General features: G+C 68.2%; 23 protein-coding genes and 1 pseudogene. 22 read left to right on the forward strand and 2 right to left on the reverse strand.

Annotated elements, in window-relative coordinates; genetic code table 11:
* Together KVF89_RS24170 and KVF89_RS24175 are read left to right on the forward strand one after the other, a co-directional pair.
* Positions 1 to 115, forward strand: a 115-nt coding sequence (locus tag KVF89_RS24170; protein WP_257423871.1) for an integrase core domain-containing protein, incomplete at its 5' end; no start/stop codon positions are given.
* A gap of 19 nt (positions 116 to 134) precedes the next feature.
* Positions 135 to 512, forward strand: a complete 378-nt coding sequence (locus KVF89_RS24175; RefSeq protein WP_257429354.1) for an SDR family NAD(P)-dependent oxidoreductase — start codon at positions 135 to 137, stop codon at positions 510 to 512.
* Between the two features lie 37 nt (positions 513 to 549).
* Here KVF89_RS24175 and KVF89_RS24180 read toward each other — a convergent pair whose 3' ends face one another.
* The gene (locus tag KVF89_RS24180; protein WP_257429318.1) at positions 550 to 1,575 is read right to left on the reverse strand and encodes an NAD(P)/FAD-dependent oxidoreductase; all 1,026 of its coding nucleotides are present in this window, start codon (positions 1,573 to 1,575) and stop codon (positions 550 to 552) included.
* Positions 1,576 to 1,659: 84 nt separating this feature from the next.
* Between KVF89_RS24180 and KVF89_RS24185 the strand changes: the two genes are divergently transcribed.
* From KVF89_RS24185 to KVF89_RS24280, 20 genes are all read left to right on the forward strand, one after another.
* Complete coding sequence (locus KVF89_RS24185) at positions 1,660 to 3,561, forward strand: AMP-dependent synthetase/ligase (protein ID WP_257429319.1); 1,902 nt, start codon at positions 1,660 to 1,662, stop codon at positions 3,559 to 3,561.
* Positions 3,562 to 3,647: 86 nt separating this feature from the next.
* On the forward strand, positions 3,648 to 4,886 hold the full coding sequence (locus KVF89_RS24190) for an ABC transporter substrate-binding protein (RefSeq protein WP_257429321.1): 1,239 nt from the start codon (positions 3,648 to 3,650) through the stop codon (positions 4,884 to 4,886).
* Between the two features lie 66 nt (positions 4,887 to 4,952).
* Positions 4,953 to 5,831, forward strand: a complete 879-nt coding sequence (locus KVF89_RS24195; protein WP_257429323.1) for a branched-chain amino acid ABC transporter permease — start codon at positions 4,953 to 4,955, stop codon at positions 5,829 to 5,831.
* Positions 5,824 to 6,993 carry a branched-chain amino acid ABC transporter permease gene (locus KVF89_RS24200; RefSeq protein ID WP_257429324.1) on the forward strand — a complete coding sequence of 390 codons (1,170 nt, stop codon included), beginning with the start codon at positions 5,824 to 5,826 and terminating at the stop codon, positions 6,991 to 6,993. Before KVF89_RS24195 ends, KVF89_RS24200 begins: the two co-directional genes overlap by 8 nt.
* Before the next feature lie 8 nt (positions 6,994 to 7,001).
* Positions 7,002 to 7,778, forward strand: coding sequence for an ABC transporter ATP-binding protein (locus KVF89_RS24205; RefSeq protein WP_257429326.1), 777 nt, complete (start codon positions 7,002 to 7,004; stop codon positions 7,776 to 7,778).
* Positions 7,775 to 8,563, forward strand: coding sequence for an ABC transporter ATP-binding protein (locus tag KVF89_RS24210; protein WP_257429327.1), 789 nt, complete (start codon positions 7,775 to 7,777; stop codon positions 8,561 to 8,563). Before KVF89_RS24205 ends, KVF89_RS24210 begins: the two co-directional genes overlap by 4 nt.
* 95 nt (positions 8,564 to 8,658) lie before the next feature.
* Complete coding sequence (locus KVF89_RS24215) at positions 8,659 to 9,576, forward strand: Phenylacetic acid catabolic protein (protein ID WP_257429329.1); 918 nt, start codon at positions 8,659 to 8,661, stop codon at positions 9,574 to 9,576.
* The gene (locus tag KVF89_RS24220) at positions 9,573 to 9,902 is read left to right on the forward strand and encodes a hypothetical protein (protein WP_257429330.1); all 330 of its coding nucleotides are present in this window, start codon (positions 9,573 to 9,575) and stop codon (positions 9,900 to 9,902) included. Before KVF89_RS24215 ends, KVF89_RS24220 begins: the two co-directional genes overlap by 4 nt.
* Complete coding sequence (locus tag KVF89_RS24225) at positions 9,899 to 10,633, forward strand: Phenylacetic acid catabolic protein (protein ID WP_257429331.1); 735 nt, start codon at positions 9,899 to 9,901, stop codon at positions 10,631 to 10,633. The genes KVF89_RS24220 and KVF89_RS24225 overlap by 4 nt, the downstream gene beginning before the upstream one ends.
* Positions 10,630 to 11,115, forward strand: a complete 486-nt coding sequence (locus KVF89_RS24230) for an iron-sulfur cluster assembly protein (protein WP_257429332.1) — start codon at positions 10,630 to 10,632, stop codon at positions 11,113 to 11,115. The genes KVF89_RS24225 and KVF89_RS24230 overlap by 4 nt, the downstream gene beginning before the upstream one ends.
* A complete protein-coding gene (locus tag KVF89_RS24235; protein WP_257429335.1) occupies positions 11,105 to 11,269 on the forward strand; it encodes an enoyl-CoA hydratase/isomerase family protein in 165 nt (54 codons plus the stop codon). Before KVF89_RS24230 ends, KVF89_RS24235 begins: the two co-directional genes overlap by 11 nt.
* Positions 11,270 to 11,310: 41 nt before the next feature.
* Entirely contained in the window at positions 11,311 to 11,568 is a 258-nt protein-coding gene (locus KVF89_RS24240; protein ID WP_257429337.1) for an enoyl-CoA hydratase-related protein, read from the forward strand.
* 24 nt (positions 11,569 to 11,592) lie between these two features.
* Positions 11,593 to 11,934 carry a ferredoxin gene (fdxA, locus tag KVF89_RS24245; protein ID WP_257429339.1) on the forward strand — a complete coding sequence of 114 codons (342 nt, stop codon included), beginning with the start codon at positions 11,593 to 11,595 and terminating at the stop codon, positions 11,932 to 11,934.
* A complete protein-coding gene (locus tag KVF89_RS24250; protein ID WP_257429341.1) occupies positions 11,931 to 13,532 on the forward strand; it encodes a thiolase C-terminal domain-containing protein in 1,602 nt (533 codons plus the stop codon). Before fdxA ends, KVF89_RS24250 begins: the two co-directional genes overlap by 4 nt.
* 21 nt (positions 13,533 to 13,553) lie before the next feature.
* Positions 13,554 to 14,003 carry a MaoC/PaaZ C-terminal domain-containing protein gene (locus KVF89_RS24255; protein WP_257429342.1) on the forward strand — a complete coding sequence of 150 codons (450 nt, stop codon included), beginning with the start codon at positions 13,554 to 13,556 and terminating at the stop codon, positions 14,001 to 14,003.
* 34 nt (positions 14,004 to 14,037) lie between these two features.
* Positions 14,038 to 14,568, forward strand: coding sequence for a DUF6158 family protein (locus KVF89_RS24260; RefSeq protein WP_257429344.1), 531 nt, complete (start codon positions 14,038 to 14,040; stop codon positions 14,566 to 14,568).
* Positions 14,565 to 15,740, forward strand: a complete 1,176-nt coding sequence (locus KVF89_RS24265; RefSeq protein WP_257429346.1) for an acyl-CoA dehydrogenase family protein — start codon at positions 14,565 to 14,567, stop codon at positions 15,738 to 15,740. Before KVF89_RS24260 ends, KVF89_RS24265 begins: the two co-directional genes overlap by 4 nt.
* A gap of 8 nt (positions 15,741 to 15,748) precedes the next feature.
* Positions 15,749 to 16,489, forward strand: coding sequence for a 3-oxoacyl-ACP reductase FabG (gene fabG / locus KVF89_RS24270; RefSeq protein ID WP_257429348.1), 741 nt, complete (start codon positions 15,749 to 15,751; stop codon positions 16,487 to 16,489).
* 4 nt (positions 16,490 to 16,493) lie between these two features.
* Complete coding sequence (locus KVF89_RS24275; protein ID WP_257429350.1) at positions 16,494 to 17,387, forward strand: HTD2 family dehydratase; 894 nt, start codon at positions 16,494 to 16,496, stop codon at positions 17,385 to 17,387.
* Positions 17,384 to 18,619: an acetyl-CoA C-acetyltransferase gene (locus tag KVF89_RS24280; protein WP_257429352.1), complete on the forward strand. Its 1,236-nt coding sequence runs from the start codon at positions 17,384 to 17,386 to the stop codon at positions 18,617 to 18,619. The genes KVF89_RS24275 and KVF89_RS24280 overlap by 4 nt, the downstream gene beginning before the upstream one ends.
* Positions 18,620 to 19,032: 413 nt before the next feature.
* Here the strand turns inward: KVF89_RS24280 and KVF89_RS24285 are convergent.
* Positions 19,033 to 19,442 (reverse strand): annotated as a pseudogene (locus tag KVF89_RS24285) (IS3-like element ISPfr13 family transposase); the annotation flags it as partial.
* Between the last annotated feature and the right edge of the window lie 626 nt (positions 19,443 to 20,068).

Genomic DNA, 20,068 nt, shown 5'->3' on the forward strand with positions numbered 1-20,068 from the left:
CAGCAACGACGCACGAGCCGCGGCCCTTGCGCCCTGGCTGGAGCACTACAACACTGAACGCCGCCACAGCGCACTCGGAGGCAAGCCCCCGATCAGTCGGCTGCTACCAACCTGATCGCCGGGTACACCTAGTCCTGCCGAAGATGGTCGACGGTGGGTACGGCCGCGTCGTCAACATCATCTCGGACTCCGCGAGAGTCGGGGAGCCAGGGGTGGCGGTCTACGCGGGCGCCAAGGCGGCGACCGCCGGCTTCTCGCGCGTGCTGGCCAAGGAGGTCGGCACATTCGGCATCACCGTCAACTGCGTCTCCCTGTCCACCACGGTCACGCCGGGTGCCTTCGAGACCTTCACCGGGGCCCAGATGGTCAAGATGCGGCGGCTCTACCCGACGGGCCGGCTCGGACTGCCCGAGGACGCCGCTGCGGCGGTGGGGTACTTCGCCAGCCCCGCTGCGTCGCAGACCACGGGGCAGACCCTGAGCGTGAACGGCGGGTACGCGACGATTTCCTGAACCGAGCGCCGCGCACGTTCCGCTCAGGCGAGCCCGTTCAGGCGTGGGCGCCCACGGGCGTGGGGTCCGCGTCCGAGGAGTGACCCGGGAAGAGGTCGGCGGTGGGGTCGAGGTAGGTGACGGCGTTGTTGACTGCGGTCGCGGCCTCGCCGAAGCCGACGGACATCAGGCGGACCTTCCCGTAGTACTCCGTCACATCGCCTGCCGCGTAGACGCCGGCTCGACCGGTCCACATGCGCGTGTCGACCGCAACATGGCGATTCCGGATGTCCAGTCCCCACCCGGTGATCGGGCCCAGGTCGGCGATGAACCCCAGGGCGGCGACCACGGACTGCACCCGGAGGGTCTCGATCGTCCCCTCGGGCGCATGTGTCACGTCCACCTCCTCGATCCCGTCACTTCCGCGGATGTCGCAGACCTGGGCCGAGGTGACCACGCGCACCGATGAGGCGAGGACCTGGTCGACGGTGTGCTGGTGGGCGCGGAAGTTCGGGCGGCGGTGCGCCAGCGTCACCGATCGGGCGATCGGCTCGAGGGCCAGGGCCCAGTCGAACGCGCTGTCGCCCCCACCGACGATGAGGACGTCCTGATCCGCGAGCTCGCTCAGCGAGGGCACGAAGTAACTCAGGCCGCGTCCGAGGTAGGCGTCGCCCACGGGCAGGGCACGTGGTGTGAACGTGCCGATGCCTGCGGTGATCACCACGGCCCGGCAGCTGATCTGGACACCTGATGACGTGGTGAGCCGCAGCCCGGTCGTGGTCGTCTCCAGGTCCACGACCTGGTGGCCGAGCACGTAGTTCGGCTCGAACGGTGCCGCCTGGTCCGTCAATGCCCGGACGAGGTCGCGGCCCCGGACTGCGGGGAAGCCGGCCACGTCGTAGATGGGCTTCTCCGGGTAGAGAGCGCTGATCTGTCCGCCCTGCTGCTGAAGGGAGTCGACGACAGCGACCCGCAGGCCCCTGAATCCCGCGTAGTAGGCCGCGTAGAGGCCGGTGGGGCCGGCGCCAACGATGGCGAGATCGACGTCGATCAGGGCGTGGGACGAGGCAAGGCCGATAGTCATGGATTGATCGAACAATAAAATCTTTTCGTTGGCAACTCACCTTTTGCTTGCCAATCGTTCAATCGAACGATTAGTTTGTGAGGCATGACACACACGGTGATGGCGAGGAGCCAGAACGGACTGGGTGACGACGAGCGCCGGCAACTGGCCAATGTGCCGATCGGCCAGGCGATCCGGAGGCGCGCGGCCATAACCCCGGATGACGTCTTCATGCGCGAGCAGCAGCTGGGCGTCTACGTCGAGAGGACCTGGGCCGAGTACGTTGCCGACATCGACAAGCTGGCCTGTGGGCTCCTGCGTCTCGGCCTCCGCCCCGGCCAGAGTGTCGCGATCATGGGGGACCCCACCTACCTGTGGATGCTGGCCGACGCGGCGGTGATCAGCATCGGCGCAATCTCGTTCGGCATCTACACCACGTGCTCGACCGACGAGGTCGCCCACCAGGTCTCCACCGCCGACGCGGTGATCTTTATCGCGGAGAACCAGGAGTACGTCGACAAGCTCCTGACCGTGGACGACCGCTGCGGCTCCGTCCGACAGATCCTCGTCGACGACACCCAGGCACTCTTCGACTACGAGGACCCCCGGATCCTCCACCTCGAGCGGCTCCTGCACCCCGAGTCTCCCTACACTGACAACGAGCGGCGGGAGCTGGCCACTCTCGTCGAGAGCACCGAGCCGGACGACGTGGCGCTGCTGGTGTTCACGTCGGGCACGACCGGTCAGTCCAAGGCCGCCATGATCACGCATCGCAACTTCATGGTCGGTGGTGCTTACCAGTTCTGCCAGGTGTTCCCGGACATGACCGGGCCCGGGGAGCGCCCGGTGATCTGCCACCTGTCCCTCGCCCACGCCTTCGAGCGAATCGTGTGCCTGTACTCACCGATCCTCACCACGATGGTGGTGCACATCGGCGAGGATATCGAGCAGCTCACGCCGACCGTGGTCCAGACCCAGCCCTACTACTTCCATGCGGTGCCGCGGATCTGGCAGAAGATGGCCAGCCGGGCTATAACCAACATCGACCGCTCGAGCCACTTCAAGCGGTGGTCCTACCGACGCGCGATGAAGGTGGCCAAGCGATACCGCGAGCTCCAGTGGAGCGGGGGGCGCCCATCGCCGTTCCTCGGCGCGCAGTACGGCGTGGCCCGAGCGCTCGTCTTCCTGCCGATGCTGCGCAAGTTTGGTCTTGACCGAACGGTGATCGGCCTCACTGCGGGCTCCCACGTCCCCGAGGAGGTGCAGCGCACCTGGCAGTACTGGGGTCTCAATCTCATTAACGGGCTCGGGATGACCGAGGTCGGGTTCGTGGCCTTCCAGCGGGGCCGGTTCCCCAAGGCCGGCAGCGTTGGCCAGAAGGTCCCCGATCTCGACGTGCGCGTGGCCGAGGACGGCGAGCTCCAGTACCGCGGTGCGGGGGTCTTCCGTGGCTACCTCCACGAGGCTGAGCGGACCCGTGAGGCCTTCACATCGGACGGATGGTTCGTCAGCGGCGATGTCGGCACCCTCGAACCCGACGGCGAGCTCGTCCTCCGGGATCGCAAGAAGGACATCATGATCACCGCCGGGGGCAAGAACATCACGCCGAGCCTGATCGAGAACACGATGAAGGGCAGCCCCTACATCGGTGAGTGTGTCCTGTTCGCCGACGGGCACAAGTATCCGACAGCCCTGATCGAGCTCGACTCCGAGGTCGTCGTGGACTGGGCCGAGAGTCGCGGCATCGAGTTCACCGGGTTCACCAGCCTGACCCAGTTGCCCGAGGTGGTGCAACTCGTGGCCTCGGAGCTGGAGCGGCTCAACCAGCAGCTCGCCCGCGTCGAGCAGATCAAGAAGTTCCGGATCCTTCCCAAGGAGCTCGAGCCCGAGGAAGGGGACACGACGCCGACTCGCAAGATCCGTCGTTCCCAGTTCGAGCGGATGTTCGCGCATCTGATCGACGAGATGTACGCCGACGAGCTGCAGGAGATGGAGCAGTTCAGGTGAGTCCGACCCAGTCATATCAGTGTGCCGATGAACAACCAACAGAAGGAATCCGAGTGATCAAAAGAACCTGGAAAGTTGCGGTCTCGATGGTCGCAGCCAGCGCCCTGCTGGCCGCTTGCGGCGGCAGCGACGCCGGTGGCGACAGCGGAGTGACGAAGGGGAGCGCCAAGGGCGAGCCCATCAACATCGGTTGGCTGACCGATGCGACGTCCGTGACCCGTGGCACCTACTACCCGGAGTACGAAGGTGCCCGGCTGTTCTTCTCGGCACTGAACGACGCGGGTGGCATCAACGACCGTCCCGTCGACCTCCTGATGCGCGACATGAAGATCGACCAGCAGCTGGCGGTCACCTCCGCGACCGACCTGGTCGAGGGTGAAGAGGTCCTGATGCTGGCCGGTGGGACGGTCGAGGGCCTGCTGCCCGCGGTCTTCGACGTGGTGCGCAGCAACGACGTGGCGTTCCTGTCAGGTCACAGTGCTCGTCCGGACATGTTCCCCGAGGCGCCCGACCCGCTGTTGTTCAGCGTGGGCAACGTCTTCGAGGCGATGTCCGACGCCCGCGTGAAGGTGTGGCCCGAGCTGATGTCTCAGATCGGCGTCGACGGCGGCAAGATCGGGTGTTACATCCACCAAGCCCCGGCCTCCGAGGCGGTCTGCAACCGCTGGATGGAGGAGCAGGTCGCCCAGAACCCGGAGTTCACCGAGGGCCCGATCGTCAACGCCCCCCTTGAGACGACGGACTTCACGTCGTACGCCCGCACGATCGCCAACGGCGACCCGGCGGCCCTGTTCGACATCTCCATTGCGTCGCACGCCATCGGTGTGGCCGTGGCGAGCCGCAACGTCGGCTACGAGGGCCCGATCGTCTTCTCGATGACCGCGACGCCCGAGACCGACATCAAGCAGGTGGCCGAGCAGACGAATGGCGAGAACCTCCACGCCATCAGCAACATCACGTCGGTGAGCGAGACGCAGGTGCCCGAGATCGAGAAGGTCCTCGCGGCGGCCGAGAAGTACGGCACCGACATCGAGCCGAGCTCCGCCACGGTCAACGGGTGGCTGATGGGCATGACCATCGCAGATGCTCTCGAGCGCTGCGGCGAGGACTGCGACCGGGCAGGCTTGCGCGACGCGCTGGAGGGGACGGATCTCGACACCGCCGGCCTCACCGGTGGCCCGCTCACGTTCTCGCCCACCGACCACACCGGCAAGCGCTACTGGACCGCCTACAGCTGGGACCCGGCCAAGGGTGAGCTCGTCCGGGCGATCGACGAGTGGATCGAGTTCGACCCGGCCACCGACCTCGTCAAGCCGCTCGCGTAACCGCTCCCGACACCGGGCACGGTCCGCGTGGTGAGAATCGCGCGGACCGTGCCAAGGAGGACACCCATGGATGTCTCGCTCTTCGTGGACACGCTGAAGCTGGCTGGCGTCTACGTGATGCTCGCCGTCGGGTTCGTGATCGTCTATCGAACCTCACGCGTGCTTAACCTTGCCCAGCCGGGGATCGTGCTTCTCGGCGGCTACCTCGCCCTCACCCTGCTACCCCGGGAGACCTACAGCGACGCACGTTTCTGGGGCGTTGCCGCCGTGCTCGTGCTGGGGGGTGCAGCCGTGGGCCTGGCTCTCTACGTCCTGTTGCTGCGCCCGATGGCTGGTGAGTCGCGGATCTCGCAGGTACTGATGACGCTGGCCGCACTCTTCCTGATCGAGGCGGTGGTCGAGGCGCGGTGGCGAGGCCAGTCCGGCTTCGTGCAGCTGCCCGGTCAGTCCACCAGCTGGGAGTTCCTCGGCTCGAACGTGCGCCTGGTGGACGTGGTGCCGGTGATCGTCAGCGTGCTGGTGCTCTCGGCGCTGGCGCTCTTCTACCGCTTTTCCCCGTCCGGCGTGCAGATGCGGGCCGTGGCGGAGAATCCGGCCCTTGCAGCTCGACGCGGCATCAACATTGAGCGCGCCGGGGCGATCGCCTGGGGCCTCGCCACCGCGCTGGGCGTCCTGGCGATGTTCTTGGTCTCGACCCAGGGCTCCGTCAGTCCGCTGCTCGTCGGCACCGCCATCAAGGGGTTCACGGTGGCGCTGGTCGCAGGACTCGACAGCCTGGGGGGGCTGGTGCCCGCCGCACTGCTCGTCGCGTCCGCCGAGGTGGTCGTTGTCCGCTTCCTGGATCCCCAGTTGGGGGAGGCGGTTCCGTACGTCGTCCTCCTTGCCGTTCTCGTCGTCAAACCGTGGGGCCTGGCTGGCACCCGAGAGGAACTGGACCGTGTCTGACCTGACCTCCACGAAGACGCCCTCCGAGGCGCCCGTCGTCCGCAGGTGGCAGTCGTCCACGGTGCGAACCAGGCGTTGGCGGCGCTCCCCGCACCTGAACACCAGCTACCGCGACGACCTGTCGCTGTTCGTCTACAGCTCATCGCGCAAGGCAGGGATGGCCGCGCTTGTCGCGTTGGTCCTGCTCTTCCCGTTCACCGTCGACAACTACTGGTTGAACGTCGCGAACTTCTGTGCGATCGCCGCGGTCGGAGTGCTCGGACTCCAGATCGTCACCGGGATGACCGGACAGCTTTCCCTCGGGCACGCCGCCTTCTTGGCGGTGGGCGGCTTCGTCGCGGCGGGGCTGTACCTCCACCTGGGACTCCAGCTGTGGCTGGCGGCGCCCGCTGCGATGCTGGCCGGGGGCATCACCGGCGCACTGGCGGGCCTGCCCGCGCTGCGCATCCGCGGCTTCTACCTCGGCATCACCACCTTGGCAGTCCAGTACGTCGTCATCGCCGCGGGGCTCAAGTACCAGAGCTACATCCAGTCCTCGCGGGGCACCAGCGGCAGCCTCACCGTCCCGGCACCCGATCTCGGCCTCTTCTCCATCACCAGCGTCTTCCAGTGGTACTTCTTCTTGGTGGTGATCGTGGCGGTCGCCACCCTGGCGGTGACCAACCTGCGGCGGTCCACCCTCGGGCGCAGCTTCCTGGCGGTACGCCAGGGAGAGCTCGCCGCCGAGGCTCTCGGCATCAACGTGGCTTGGGTGAAGATCATCGCCTTCGCGCTCAGCGGTGTCTTCGGCGGCCTGGCGGGGTCATTGAGCACCTACTACTACCGAAGCGTGAGCATCGAGAACTTCGACCTGCTCCTCAGCGTGACCTACCTGGCGATGATCATCATCGGGGGGGTCGGCTCGATCCAGGGCGCCATCTACGGAGCCGTCTTCGTGACGGCCACGCCGTTGCTCGTCGGCAGGATCATCGAGCTCCTGGGGCTGACGGCCTCGCTGGGTGGGGCACTGCGCGCCATCGAGCTCGGGGTCTTCGCGCTCACCATGATGGCGTTCCTGCTCTTCGAGCCGGACGGAATCGCTGGGGTGTGGCGCCGGTTGAAGGCCTACTTCGCCCGCTGGCCCTACAAGTACACCGACATGACCACCACGGCGAAGCGATAGGAGGGGACATGCTGGAGCTGCACCAGGTGGAAGTCGCCTACAACAAGACAGAGACCGCCGTCCGTGGCGTGTCGCTGAAGATCGAGCCCGGGAAGACGACGGCACTGCTCGGGACGAACGGGGCCGGCAAGACGACCACCCTCACGGCTATCTCCGGGTTCCTCGGGATGGAGAACGCGCAGGTAGTGGGTGGGCAGATCACCTTCGACGGCAAGCGCATCGACAAGATGGCTCCGCACCGGATCAGTCGTCTGGGGATCTCCCTGGTCCCCGAGCGGAGCAAGGTGTTCGACACGCTGACAGTGGCTGACAACGTCAAGCTGACCGCGCGGTCGAAGAAGCGGGCCGAGGGCATCTACGAGGAGTTCCCCAGGCTGGGGGAGCTGGCCGGGCGCACCGCCGGGTACCTGTCCGGTGGCGAGAAGCAGCTGCTGGCCCTGGCGATGGCCCTGATGACCGAGCCGGAGGTGCTGCTGGTCGACGAGCTCTCGTTGGGTCTTGCTCCCCGGGTGACGGCCGACCTGCTCTCGGAGCTGCAGCGGGTCCAGGTCGACCGGGGCCTGACGGTCCTGCTGGTCGAGCAGAACGCCGCGGCGGCACTGCAGATCGCGGACTACGCGTACGTCATGGAGGACGGCCGCGTGGTCCACGACGGTACCCCTGAAGCACTGATGTCCCACGGCGACATCGTGGAGTTCTATCTCGGTACGTCCCAGAGTGGGGACACCCACCGCTCGTACCGCGATGTCAAGCAGTACCGACGCAAGCGGAGGTGGGCAGGATGACAGCGACCCTGGAAGTTGACTCGATCCGCATCGAGTTCGGCGGTGTCGTCGCGGTTAACGATGTGTCGTTCGAGTTGAGGCAGGGCGAGCTCGTCGCGCTGATCGGTCCGAATGGCGCCGGCAAGACCGCGATGCTCAACGCCATCTCGGGCATCTACCGGCCGCGGTCGGGTGAGGTCCGCCTGAACGGGGCGAGCCTGCGTGGTGTGGCCACCCACAAAATCGCGGTGGCCGGCGTCGGACGCGCCTTCCAGCACGCCGAACTGTTCGCCGGGATGACCGTGCTCGAGAACCTCATGGTCGGCCGCCATCGACAACTGGGCGGCAACCTCCTCTCGATGGTGGCCTTCCACGGGCCCTACCTCCGCAGGGAGATCGAGCAACGCGCTGTCGTGGAGGAGGTCATCGACTTCTTCGAGCTCGAGCGCTACCGGAAGCGACCCGTGGAGAACCTGCCCTTCGGTGTGCAGAAACTGGTCGGCGTCGCGCGCGCGGTCTGCATGGATCCCCAGGTGCTGCTCCTCGACGAGCCCTCGTCCGGGCTCACCCGACAGGAGAAGGAGGACTTCGCACGTTTCATGCTCCGGATCCACCACGACCGTGGTCTGCCGATGCTGTGGGTCGAGCACGACATGCAGATGGTGATGGACCTGGCCAATCGGCTGATCGTGCTCGACCACGGGGTGAAGATCGCTGATGGCACCCCGGAGGCGGTGGCTGCTGATCCCGCCGTGAGGGCCGCCTATCTGGGTATTTCGCCCGACACCGCTGGGGTTTCGGACTAGATCCAGGAGATCTGCTCACAGGTTGCAGCCGATCGTTGACAACCTCACCCAGCCTCTTATACTGATCAATAGATCAATCAACCAAAGGATGCATCATGACGATCACCCAGGGTCATGGGATCGACGACGACACACGGCTCGCCCAGAAGTACGAGCTGTGGGACGAGATGCCGGAGGGCTACCGGGAGGCCGCGGCTCGGATCGCGTCGTTCCAGGCGCTGGCGGAGCTCGTCGGGGTTCTCCCGTTTGCGGAGTGGCTCGACCGGGCACCGGACTTCGAGCGGAAGCAAATGCTCGCCGCCAAGATCCAGGACGAGGTGGGCCACGGTCACGTGACGGCCCGGGTGGCCGAGGATCTCGGCGTACCGCGCGAGCAGATCCTCAGCGACTTCGCGGAAGGCCGCAGCAAGCTCCTCAACATTTTCCATTACCGCTTCGAGACCTGGGAGGAGATCGGGCCGGCAGCGCTGCTCATGAACAGCTCGGCCATCGTCCAGTTCCAAGCACTCGACAAGGGCACCTACCTTCCGTACGCACGAGCGTTGCGCAAGATCGAGAAGGAAGAGAGCTTCCACTACCACCACGCCATCGACCTCACCCACCAAACGATGACGTTGGGTACGCCCGAACAGCGCGCCCTGGCCCAGCGGTCCTTCGAGACGTGGCTGCCGAGGCTGCTGGCGTATTTCGGTCCGCCGGACACCGACACCTACCAGCAGAACCCGATGTACACCTTCGGCCTCAAGGTGAAGTCGAATGATCAGTTGCGCCAGGAGTGGCTGACGAAGATTGTTCCCGTCTTCCGCGATTTGGGCATCCAGGTGGACCCGGACCTCGCCCGCTTCGACGAGGACCTGCAGGAGTGGGTCTACGCGGCCCCGGACTGGATCGAGATCAAGCGGATCCTCAACGAGGGCGGCCCGATGCTCGCGCACTGGCGTGCCCACATCGCCGGCACCCTGGAGCGCAACGGCACCTACCGCGACATCGCACTCGAGGGGGTCCCCGCGTGAGGCGCGGGAACCAGACGGACGTCTACGACGCCTTCGTCAAGCTGGGTGACGACCCGGCCCAGCCGATCAGCTGGGTGGGGAGCGTGCGCTCGGGTGACCCAGAGTTGGCGTGGCACGCCGCCAAGGAGATCTACACCCGCCGCGAGGACGCCACCGTCCTGTGGGTGGCCCAGCGCTCCGCCATGGTCACCAGCGGACCCGAGGACCTCGAGAGCATGCGCACGCCGTCGCGCCTGACCTACCGGCTGCCCGGCAAGGTCGGCCGCCGTCGGCGAGCCCGCGCCAAGCTGGCGGACGTACAGCCCGTGGGCGGAGCGGAGGCATGAGCGTGACGACCGCCAACCCGTTCCTCGATCGTGCCGAGGACCACTTCGTCCACGGACACCTACTCGGAGGCTGGATCGTGGACTACATCGACCTCGAGGAGTCCCTTGCGGTCGGTTCGCTCGCGCAGGAGGAGCTGGCTCACGCCTCGACGTTTCTGACCCTGGCCGGGATGAACGAGGCCGGTCGCGACGCGTTCGTCTTCGAGCGCCCGTTGGAGCAGTGGCACCCCACCCAGCTGGTGGCGCAGCGTCTGCACACCTGGCCGGCGACGGTCCTGCGGGGGCTGTTGTTGTCGCAGGCTGCCGTGGTCCGCTCCACCCTGATGGCCTCCTCCGAGGACACGACCGTCCGGGACGCGGCAGCGGTGCTCGCTGCGGAGCAGCACCTCCATGTGTTGCACTGGGAGCGCTGGGTCCGGCTCTTGGCGAGTCACGAGCGTACGGCGGCCGAGTTCGCGGGCTGCGCCGTGGAGGTGCTGGCGCTGGGTGGCGACGTGTTCGGGGTCGCCACCGGCTCGGGAGGTGTCGAGGGGCAGGAGTCCGCGCACCGTGACTGGACGTCGCGCGTGGCGGCATCCCTGGCCGCCACCGGCGTCGACGCCGCGGCGCTGGGTGAGGTGCCTGTCGCACGCCGGCCCGCCACGGAGCGGCCTGAGCTCGTCGAGGTGCTCAGCGAGATCAGGTCCATCCGGGCGGGTGCCGACGACGGGGTGCGGGGGCTCTACCGGTGAGCGAGGCCACACAGTCCGCGGTCTACGAGGCCGTCTCCCACGTCGAGGATCCCGAGGTGCCCGTGACCCTCGTCGACCTGGGCGTCGTCCGGGAGGTGAGCCTCGACGGTGGTGCGGTTCGGGTCGTGCTGCGGCCCACGCGACTCGCCTGCCCCGCGCGCGGGGAGATGGAGCGGCGGGTGCGCGCAGCCGTCAGCTCGGTCGACGAGGACCTCGCCGTCGACGTGGAGTGGGAGATGGCCCAGTGGCGCGGGGACGACGTCACGGCGCCAGGTCAGCAGGTCCTCCTGCAGATTGGCTATGCCGACCCGGTCGCCGAGTCCGACGCCTGTCCCTACTGCGGTTCAGCGGAGGTGCGCCAGGACGGCCGGTTCGGCGGCGCCGTCTGCAAGCAGCCCTACACCTGCCGCTCCTGCGGCAGCACCTTCGACGTCCTTCGAGGCTCGATCTCGACAGGTTCAGGAGCGCACCATGTCCGATGAAGGAGTCCTCTACACGACGGCGGATGGCGTCGCCACCATCACCCTCAACCGCCCCGACCGCTTCAACGCCTTCACCTTCCAGGGAGCCCAGCGGATGCGCGCGTGTTTCGAGAGCGCCGCCAACGACTCGTCGGTCGGTGTGTCGTGGTACTGACGGGGGCGGGCGAGCGCTGCACCACCCAGGAGGCCGCCGATATGGACTGGGTGAACCGCGTGGTCCCGATAGCCGACCTCGACGACGCCGTCGACGAGTGGTGCCAGAAGCTCCTGGCCAAGAGCGCCACCGCGCTGCGCCTCTCGAAGATGGCGATCAACCAGGATGCGGACCGGCTCTCCGGTGCGGTCACGCAAGGCATGGAGTTGATGACGCTCTTCCACGACACGGACGAGTCCCGAGAAGGCATGACCGCCTTCATCGAGAAGCGCTCGCCGGTGTTCCGACCGGTCAGCTGACCGAACCCTCAGAAGGAGAATGCTGTGCCGTACGTCATTGGTGCGCCCTGCATCGACATCATGGATCGCTCCTGTGTCGAGGAGTGCCCGGTCGACTGCATCTACGAGGGTGACCGCAAGCTCTACATCCAGCCGGCCGAGTGCATCGACTGCGGCGCCTGCGAGGCCGTGTGCCCGGTGGAGGCCATCTCCGCCCTCCGCTCGGTCCCCGCGGACCAGGCAGAGTTCCCCGCCGACAACGCTGCGTTCTTCGCCGAGGTCCTCCCCGGACAAGACGCACCGATCGGCTCGCCCGGTGGGTCGAGGAAGGTCGGCGCCGTGGGCGTCGACACCCCGATGGTCGCCGCCTACGGCGCAGACGAATGACGGAGCTCGCCGCCGGCCGAGTCCTGGGCGCGGACGGCTGGTACGACCCCGCCGAGCAGCGACTGCGGGGCTCGCGCTGCGGTACGTGCGGAACCCGGAGCTTCCCCACCCGCGCCTTCTGCTGGCGCTGCAGCAACACGATGCTTCCCGAGCTGCTCCCCCGCAGCGGCACCGTCGTCGCGCGTTCCACCGTCCGCGTCTCCGCGCCGGGCTTCCCCGACCGGTACGACGTGGGCGTGGTCGAGCTGGCCCCGGGTCTGCGGGTGCTGGCGCGGTTCGAGGATGAGGCGCCCACCCACGGCGAGCGGGTGTCGGTCAGGACGGGGCATGTGCGCCACGAGGACTCGGGTGTCGTCCTGGGGCCGGTGTTCGCGCACGACCCCGGCGCAGCACTTCTCCCCGCGACCCACCACGAGGATGCGGCCCTGCCGCAGCCGGAGGCCCGTATCTCGAGGGGCGGCCAGCTCGGCGTCACGGTGGCCGGGGTCGCGACCACCGCGTTCGGTCGTCCGGACCGCGCGGCTGAGGAACTGGCGGCCGAGGCGGCCCTGGCCGCGGTCGCCGATGCCGGGCTCCGCCACGAAGACGTGGACGCGCTCGTCGTCGGCAGCGCCTTCTCGACAGCAGCGCTGGGCCAGCGGATGCTGCGCCACGTCCCCTGGGGAGGTCGGCGCATCGTCAACGTGGAGAACGCCTGCGCGAGCGGCACCTCGGCGCTCGCCGAGGCCGTCGCGCTCGTCCGTGCTGGGCTCGCCGACGTGGTCGTGGCTGTCGGCGCCGATGTGCCGGTCCGCTCCGGTGGTGGCCTGATCCCGCTGGACCAGGAGGACCCTGTGGCCGGCATCGGGGTGACCCTGCCGTCGCTGTACGCACTGGTCGGCGACCTCTACACCTCTCGGTACGGCGTGGGGTCCGAGGCCTTCGCCTCGGTCGTCGTACACAGTCGCGACAACGCGTTCCGCAACCCCGACGCCTACCGGCGTACGCCGGTCACACGCGAGGAGGTGCTGGGCTCACGGGCCATCGCCGACCCCCTGACGCTCTTCCAGTGTGCTCCCAACGCGGACGGCGCCGCGGCCGTCGTCGTTGTCGCCGACCACGTCGTGCGGCGTTCGGAGCACCGCCCCGTCGAGATCGCCGCGCTGGCCCTGACCTCCGGGTTCGCGAAGGACCGGTTCACGGGCGCGAGTGTCGTGGAGCGCGTGTCGCGGGCGGTCTACGCCCAGGCTGGAGTCGACCCCAGCGAGATCGGGGTCGTCGAGCTCCACGACGCCTTCGCGCCGGCGGCCCTGACCAACCTGGAGTATCTCGGGCTCGCCGACCCCGGCACGGCCGGGACCCGGCTGATGGCGGGGGAGTTCGGCATCTCGGGTGGGGGCCCCAGCCTGAACCCCAGCGGCGGGCTGCTCTCGCGGGGCCACCCCCCGGGTGCCACGGGCCTCGCGCAGGTCTCGGAGCTCGTGCGGCAGCTGCGCGGGGAGGCAGGAGAGCGTCAGGTCGACGACCCCGGCGTGGCCCTGCTCCACACCATGGGCGGAACCGTGCTCGAGCTCGAGACGAACGCCTGCACCATCGGCCTGCTCCGGCGTCGGCCATGACCACGAGGAAGGAGTTCCCGGATGTTCTTTGAGGAGCTGCGCGACGGCGCCACCTACCGGACCGCGTCCCACACGGTGACCGCCGATGAGCTGGACGGCTTCGCGCGGGACTTCGACCCGCAGCCGATGCACCTCGACGCGGAGGCGTCGGTGTTACTGCCGTTCGGCGGCGTGATCGCCTCCGGCTTCCACACGCTCGCCCTCGCGTGGCGGCTGTGGGTGGAGATCGGGCTGGACGACCACGGTCGAGGGGGGATCGCGCTCGGTGACGTTCGCTGGCACCGACCGGTCTACGCGGGTACCGAGGTGTGCTCGGTCGTTCACATCGAGGGGCCGCGGGTCACCAGCCAGGGCAAGGGACTGGCGACGATGCGCTTCGAGGTCCTCGACGGCGACGACCAGCTCCTATTGACCTTTGCCACGACCGGCCTGTTCGCCCGCAGGTCCGAGGGATCACCCACAGCGCCCTGAAGGGGGAGACGGGAACATCATGGAATCGCACGGCATGCCTGCACAGGAACTGTCCGACGAGGAACTGGAACGCCTCGGCACCTACACGCACGCGACGAGGACCTGGGTCCTGCTCCACGGCACGGCCGAGCAGTTCCGCCACCACACCGAGCGGATGCTCGAGCTCGAGCAGGAGTACATCCGGCGCCACCCCAAGCGCACCTGGCAGGGCGTCGGTGACGACGCCCTCGGGTCGGCGGGTCTCGACGAGGCCAGCCAGCTGCGACTGGCCCTCAACGGTGTCGTCCGCCAGCTCGAGGCACTGCTGTCCAGCCCGGTCCCAGAAACCGGGGCCGGCGTTGCTGCCCCGACGGGTGGCGACCGCCGCGCGGACCTCCTGCGCCGGTTCGCCGCCGCTCCGGGCGGTCGCCTGCACAAACTCGAGGCGCACCAGGCTGCCCGCGAGGTCGGGCTCACCGCGGCCGAGCTGGCCGGGCTGTACAAGACCGATCCTCCGCTGTTGATGGCCGAGGGCGAGATGCGCCTCGTCACGGAGGCGGGCATCGGCCTGGTCCAGCAGGCATGAGTACGGTGCTGGAGGCGGACGAACAGGCGATCGTCGACCTGGTCTCCGCCTTCGTCGACGACCGGGTCCGTCCCCGTGTCCGCGACTACGAGTCCGTGGACGCCTACCCCGAGGAGTTCATCGAGGGAATGAAGGCCCTGGGCTTCTTCGGGCTGCTGGTCCCCGAGGAGTACGGCGGGGTCGACGTCAGCATGGCGTGCTTCGCCAGGGTCACAGAGGAACTGGCCCGGGGCTGGATGAGCCTGGCGGGGGCCATCGGGGGGCACTCAGTGATCACCTACCTGATCAAGACCTGCGGCACCCAGGACCAGAAGGACACCTTTCTGCCCCGCATGGCGGTCGGAGAGGTGCGCGCCACGATGGCGCTGACCGAGCCCGGCGGCGGCAGCGACCTTCAGGCCATGCGGACCCGAGCTCACGCGGACGGCACCGACCTGCTGGTCACGGGCTCCAAGACCTGGATCTCCAACGCCCGACGGTCGGGCCTCATCGGGCTGTTGTGCGTGACCGACCCGGGAGCAGTCCCAGCCCATGCCGGCATGAGCGTCCTCCTCATCGAGCCCGGAGCGGGTCTCGAGATCTCGCGGGACCTCCCCAAGCTCGGCTACCGCGGTGTCGAGGCGTGCGAGCTCGTCTTCGACCGGATGCGGGTGCCCGCCTCCTGCGTCCTCGGCGGGGAGGCGGGCCAGGGGTGGCGCCAGATGATGCGGGGCCTCGAGGTGGGGCGCATCCAGGTGGCCGCTCGCGCCGTCGGTGTCGGGCAGGCCGCCTTCGACGCGGCCCTGCGCTACGCCCAGGAGCGGGAGTCTTTCGGCCAGCAGATCTGGAAGCACCAGTCGGTCGGCAACCTGTTGGCCGACATGGCCACCAAGGTCACGGCGTCGCGTCTGATGACGGCCGACGCCGCGGCCCGGGTCGACGCAGGGAAGCGAGCCGACCTAGAGGCCGGGATGGCCAAGCTGTTCGCGTCGGAGGCCGCGATGGAGGTCGCGCTGGACGCGATGCGGGTCCACGGCGGCTACGGCTTCTCCAAGGAGTACGACGTCGAGCGGTACTTCCGCGACGCCCCATTGATGATCCTCGGCGAGGGCACCAACGAGATCCAGCGCAACGTCATCGCAGCACAGCTCATCGCTCGTCACCGACGAGTCCCATCGAACGAAGGAACGTGACCCGACCCATGCACCTCCTCGATGGCAGGACTGCCGTGATCACCGGCGGCGCGCAAGGCATCGGCCTGGCGATCGGCCGGGCGTTCGTCGCGGAGGGTGCGCGGGTGGTGATCGGCGACCTCGACCCCGTCGCGACTGACGCCGCCGTCGCCGAGCTCGGCGGCCCGGTGTACGCAACAGGGGTGCGGTGCGACGTCACCAGTGCGACCGACATGGACGCCTTGCTCACACAGGCGCTCGACGCGCACGGTGCGGTGGACGTGATGGTGAACAACGCAGGCATCACCCGCGACGCGACGATGAGGACGATGACGGAGGAGGAGTTCGACCTGGTGATCGGGGTCCACCTCAAGGGCTGCTGGAACGGCGTGCGCACGGCGGCGGCGATCATGCGGACCCAGAAAAGCGGCTCCATCGTCAACATCTCCTCGCTTTCCGGCAAGGTCGGCATGGTGGGGCAGACCAACTACTCCGCAGCCAAGGCCGGGATCGTGGGCCTCACCAAGGCCGCGGCCAAGGAGACAGCCCACCACGGCGTCCGGGTGAACGCCATCGCCCCAGGCCTGATCCGCACCGCGATGACAGAGGCGATGCCCCCACGGGTGTGGGACCAGAAGATGACCGAGATCCCCATGAAGCGCGCCGGCGAGGTCGCGGAGGTGGCGTCGGTGGCCCTGTTCCTGGCCTCGGACCTGTCGTCGTACATGACCGGCACAGTGCTGGACGTCACCGGCGGAAGGTTCATGTAGCCCGATGACGTGGACACCCCACACGCGGACCACGCACAAGGTGGTGGAGCGCTGGCCGGTCACGGCGCTGGCGACGCTCTTCGACGACGGCGCCGACCCCGGGGACGGCGACCTCCTGCCGCCGCTGTGGCACTGGGTCGCGCTGGCGCGCTGGCCGAGCTCGTCCATGACCGATGCCGACGGGCATCCCCGGCGCGGGGACTTCCTGCCGCCAGTCGCCCTCCCCCGCCGCATGTTCGCGGGGGGCGAGGTGGAGTTCCGCGGTCCCATACGCGTCGGCAGTGTGGTCCGGCAAGAGTCGTCGGTCGTGTCGGTCGAGGAGAAGCGCGGACGCTCAGGCCCGCTGGTTGTCGTGGTGATCGCGACTGAGCTGTACGACGAGGACGATCGTCTGGTCCTGATCGAGCGCCAGGACCTCGTCTACCGAGAGGCGGCGACGACGGTCGCCGGGCAGGCAAGACCCGTCCCGGCGACGCCGGTCGGCCGCCCACTCTCCGTCGCAGGCACCCCCGACGGGGACGCCTGGGACTTCTCGACGGACCCGACCCTGTTGCTTCGTTTCAGCGCGGCGAGCTCCAACGCGCACCGGATCCACTACGACTGGCCCTACGCGACGGGCGTGGAGGGATATCTCGGCCTGGTCGTGCAAGGCCCCCTACTGACCCTCGCCGTGATCGAGACGGTCCGGCTGGCGGAGCCCGGTGCGCGCATCAGTCGGCTGCGCCACCGCAACCTGAGCCCGCTCTTCTGTGGCGAGCCCGCCCGGATCCGGAGCACCGCCGGCCCCGACGACACGCTCGTGCTCGAGCTGGCACGCGCTGACGCCGCACCGGACGCGCCCCCCTGCGTGCGGGTCGACGTCGAGCTCGACAGACCCCCACTGACGACCAGCCCATGATCAGCCCGAGGAAGGCCATCGCTATGCGCGACGCTGTGATCTGTGAACCCGTCCGGACACCCATCGGACGCTACGGGGGGGTGTTCCGGAGCCTCACTGCCGTCGACCTCGGCGTCGCTGCGCTGCGCGGGCTGATGGACCGCACCGGCATCACCGGAGAGGACATCGGCGACGTCATCCTGGGCCACTGCAACCCCTCTAGCGAGGCGCCGGCGATCGGCCGGGTCGTGGCCCTGGACGCCGGTCTGCCGGTCGGGGTGACGGGACAACAGGTCGACCGCCGTTGCGGCTCGGGGCTGCAGGCCCTCGTCAACGCCGTGATGCAGGTGCAGACCGGCGCCCACGACCTGGTCGTCGCCGGCGGAACCGAGAGCATGAGCAACGCCTCGTTCTTCTCGACCGACGTGCGGTGGGGCGCGCGAGGACAGGTCGCCCTGCACGACTCGCTGGTACGGGCCCGAGTCACCGCCGGTGGACGCCTCCACCCGGTGCCCCACGGGATGCTCGAGACCGCGGAGAACCTCCGGCGCGCGTACACAATCTCGCGGGCCGAGCAGGACGAGCTCGCCCTCACCTCGCATCGCCGTGCCGTCGCGGCCCAGAACGCCGGCGTGTTCGCAGAGGAGATCATCCCGGTGGCCGTGAAGGGGCGACGCGGCGTGTCAGTGGTGGACCAGGACGAGCATCCACGCGCCGACACGTCGCTGGAGAGCTTGGCGGGGCTGACCCCGCTGCTGCTGTCCGAGGACCCCGCCGCCACCGTCACCGCCGGGAACGCCAGCGGACAGAACGACGCCGCCGCGCTCAGCATCGTGACGACGCCGGCGCGAGCGGACGAACTTGGGCTGCGGCCGCTTGTCCGGCTGGTCTCGTGGGGGCTCGCGGGGGTCGGCCCGGACGTTATGGGCATCGGCCCGGTGCCGGCCACCGAGATTGCCCTTGGGCGCGCGGGGCTGCGCCTACAGGACATCGACGTGATCGAGCTCAACGAGGCTTTCGCGGCCCAGGCACTCGCGGTGATGCGCGAGTGGAAGTTCCGTGGCGCTGACCTGGAGCGCACCAACGTCCACGGGTCAGGTATCTCGCTGGGTCACCCGGTGGGCGCCACCGGCATGCGCATGGTGGGCACCCTGGCCCGCGAGATGGAGCGGCGGGAGAGCCGCCACGGGTTGGCGACCATGTGCATCGGTGGTGGGCAGGGCATGGCCGCCGTGTTTGAGCGCATCGGGTGAGCCGAGGCCAAGGCCAAACGGCAGTTTGACCGGGATGCCATCGGCAGCCCAATGACAAGGCACTCTCGAACGCGCTGATGTGCGCGTGGCGACCGGTCTTGTTTCGACAGCACTTACGCTTCGCTTACTGTCTCAACCCATACATGCCCGAAATGAGAGGATGTCCCGAGTTCCGTGGAACTTCGGTGGCGGTCCGGTGAGCATCAGGCTGCGCTCACGTCTTGAGTGTTGCAGTTGGCGCCGACAGTGTCGGCGGGCGACGTGAAGCGCCCCAGGTTTGATGCCGCTCCTGTTTGAGTCCAGGAGGATGTGCACCATGCCGAAGAAGATCGATGACGAGTTGAAGGCCAGAGCCGTGCGCCTGGTCAATGACCACCAGGGCGAGTACTCCTCGCTGACCGCTGCAGCCGCGGTCGTTGCCAAGCAGCTCGGGGTGGGCAAGGAGTCGTCCAGGCGATGTCGCGCACCGCGTCGGCGACCTGGGCATCGGACACGGTTCGAGCAGCGACGACACGTCCTGCGTGTTTCCAGGCCCGGTAGGTCCGCGCGGCGATCTGGCAACCCTGCTCACGCAGGACCCGACAGATCGACTCGACCGCGAAGCCCTGGCTTCTCATGGTGTCGATGAAGCCCATGATCAGCGGTTGCGAGGGTCGAGTTCCCCGAAGAAAGTTGTTGCCCCGCGCAAAATCTCGACGTCTTCGCGCAGCCGACGGTTCTCGGCCTTCAGCGCCTTGATCTCAGCCAACTCCTCGCTGCTGGCCCCGGCACGCTGCCCGCCGTCGATCTGGGCCTGGAGCACCCAGCGACGCACGGACTCTGCTTGTAGGCGGCGGCGAGGTCCTCGGGGGTGAGGGTGGCATCGGAGGTGCGCAGCAGCCACTTGCCGTCCAGGTGCGCCTCGCGTTTCGCCGCAGCGTGGTCGATGCGCAGCAGGCCCTTGGCGGTCCGACGCAGGTAGCGCCGCAGCCCAGGCTTGTTCTTAACCAACCCCACGAACTCCGAACGCCGCGAGGCGCTCCAGGCGTCCGATCTCTTGATGAGTTGCTGTCCGCGTACGACCTCACGTGTCGTGCTCCGTACGGCCTGACGTGTAGGTCGGTCTCGGCGAGTTGAGTCCCTCCTCGCCCTGAGCTGGGTCACCCTTCGGTTCGTCCACCGCCAAGTAGACGTAACCGAAGGGTGACTGTCGGCGGCCACGAGAAACTGCCCGGAGACGGCCACGAATCTGCCCGCTGGCGGACATGAGAACTGCCCGCTGACGGTCATGGGATCTGCCCGACACGACGTCGTCTGCCTCGCCGCGCTGCGCGGTTGAGGCCCCTTCCTCGGGTGCGATGAGCGGTGCTGAAGCGCCCTATCGCCCCGAGGAAGGGATGAGTTGAAGTCTGCCGAGGAGATCATGAAAATCTTGGATGCCTACGACCTGACAGGGTCGTTGCGTGACGC

It is taken from the genome of Nocardioides carbamazepini, from assembly GCF_024614185.1.
Taxonomy (GTDB): domain Bacteria; phylum Actinomycetota; class Actinomycetes; order Propionibacteriales; family Nocardioidaceae; genus Nocardioides; species Nocardioides carbamazepini.

Bases quoted from the DNA above. Each gene is read 5' to 3' on its own strand.
- KVF89_RS24180 (WP_257429318.1), bottom strand. From the start codon at position 1,575: ATGACTATCGGCCTTGCCTCGTCCCACGCCCTGATCGACGTCGATCTC.
- KVF89_RS24185 (WP_257429319.1), top strand. From the start codon at position 1,660: ATGACACACACGGTGATGGCGAGGAGCCAGAACGGACTGGGTGACGAC.
- KVF89_RS24190 (WP_257429321.1), top strand. From the start codon at position 3,648: ATGGTCGCAGCCAGCGCCCTGCTGGCCGCTTGCGGCGGCAGCGACGCC.
- KVF89_RS24195 (WP_257429323.1), top strand. From the start codon at position 4,953: ATGGATGTCTCGCTCTTCGTGGACACGCTGAAGCTGGCTGGCGTCTAC.
- KVF89_RS24205 (WP_257429326.1), top strand. From the start codon at position 7,002: ATGCTGGAGCTGCACCAGGTGGAAGTCGCCTACAACAAGACAGAGACC.
- KVF89_RS24210 (WP_257429327.1), top strand. From the start codon at position 7,775: ATGACAGCGACCCTGGAAGTTGACTCGATCCGCATCGAGTTCGGCGGT.
- KVF89_RS24215 (WP_257429329.1), top strand. From the start codon at position 8,659: ATGACGATCACCCAGGGTCATGGGATCGACGACGACACACGGCTCGCC.
- KVF89_RS24225 (WP_257429331.1), top strand. From the start codon at position 9,899: ATGAGCGTGACGACCGCCAACCCGTTCCTCGATCGTGCCGAGGACCAC.
- KVF89_RS24235 (WP_257429335.1), top strand. From the start codon at position 11,105: ATGTCCGATGAAGGAGTCCTCTACACGACGGCGGATGGCGTCGCCACC.
- KVF89_RS24240 (WP_257429337.1), top strand. From the start codon at position 11,311: ATGGACTGGGTGAACCGCGTGGTCCCGATAGCCGACCTCGACGACGCC.
- KVF89_RS24250 (WP_257429341.1), top strand. From the start codon at position 11,931: ATGACGGAGCTCGCCGCCGGCCGAGTCCTGGGCGCGGACGGCTGGTAC.
- KVF89_RS24255 (WP_257429342.1), top strand. From the start codon at position 13,554: ATGTTCTTTGAGGAGCTGCGCGACGGCGCCACCTACCGGACCGCGTCC.
- KVF89_RS24260 (WP_257429344.1), top strand. From the start codon at position 14,038: ATGCCTGCACAGGAACTGTCCGACGAGGAACTGGAACGCCTCGGCACC.
- KVF89_RS24265 (WP_257429346.1), top strand. From the start codon at position 14,565: ATGAGTACGGTGCTGGAGGCGGACGAACAGGCGATCGTCGACCTGGTC.
- fabG (WP_257429348.1), top strand. From the start codon at position 15,749: ATGCACCTCCTCGATGGCAGGACTGCCGTGATCACCGGCGGCGCGCAA.
- KVF89_RS24275 (WP_257429350.1), top strand. From the start codon at position 16,494: ATGACGTGGACACCCCACACGCGGACCACGCACAAGGTGGTGGAGCGC.
- KVF89_RS24280 (WP_257429352.1), top strand. From the start codon at position 17,384: ATGATCAGCCCGAGGAAGGCCATCGCTATGCGCGACGCTGTGATCTGT.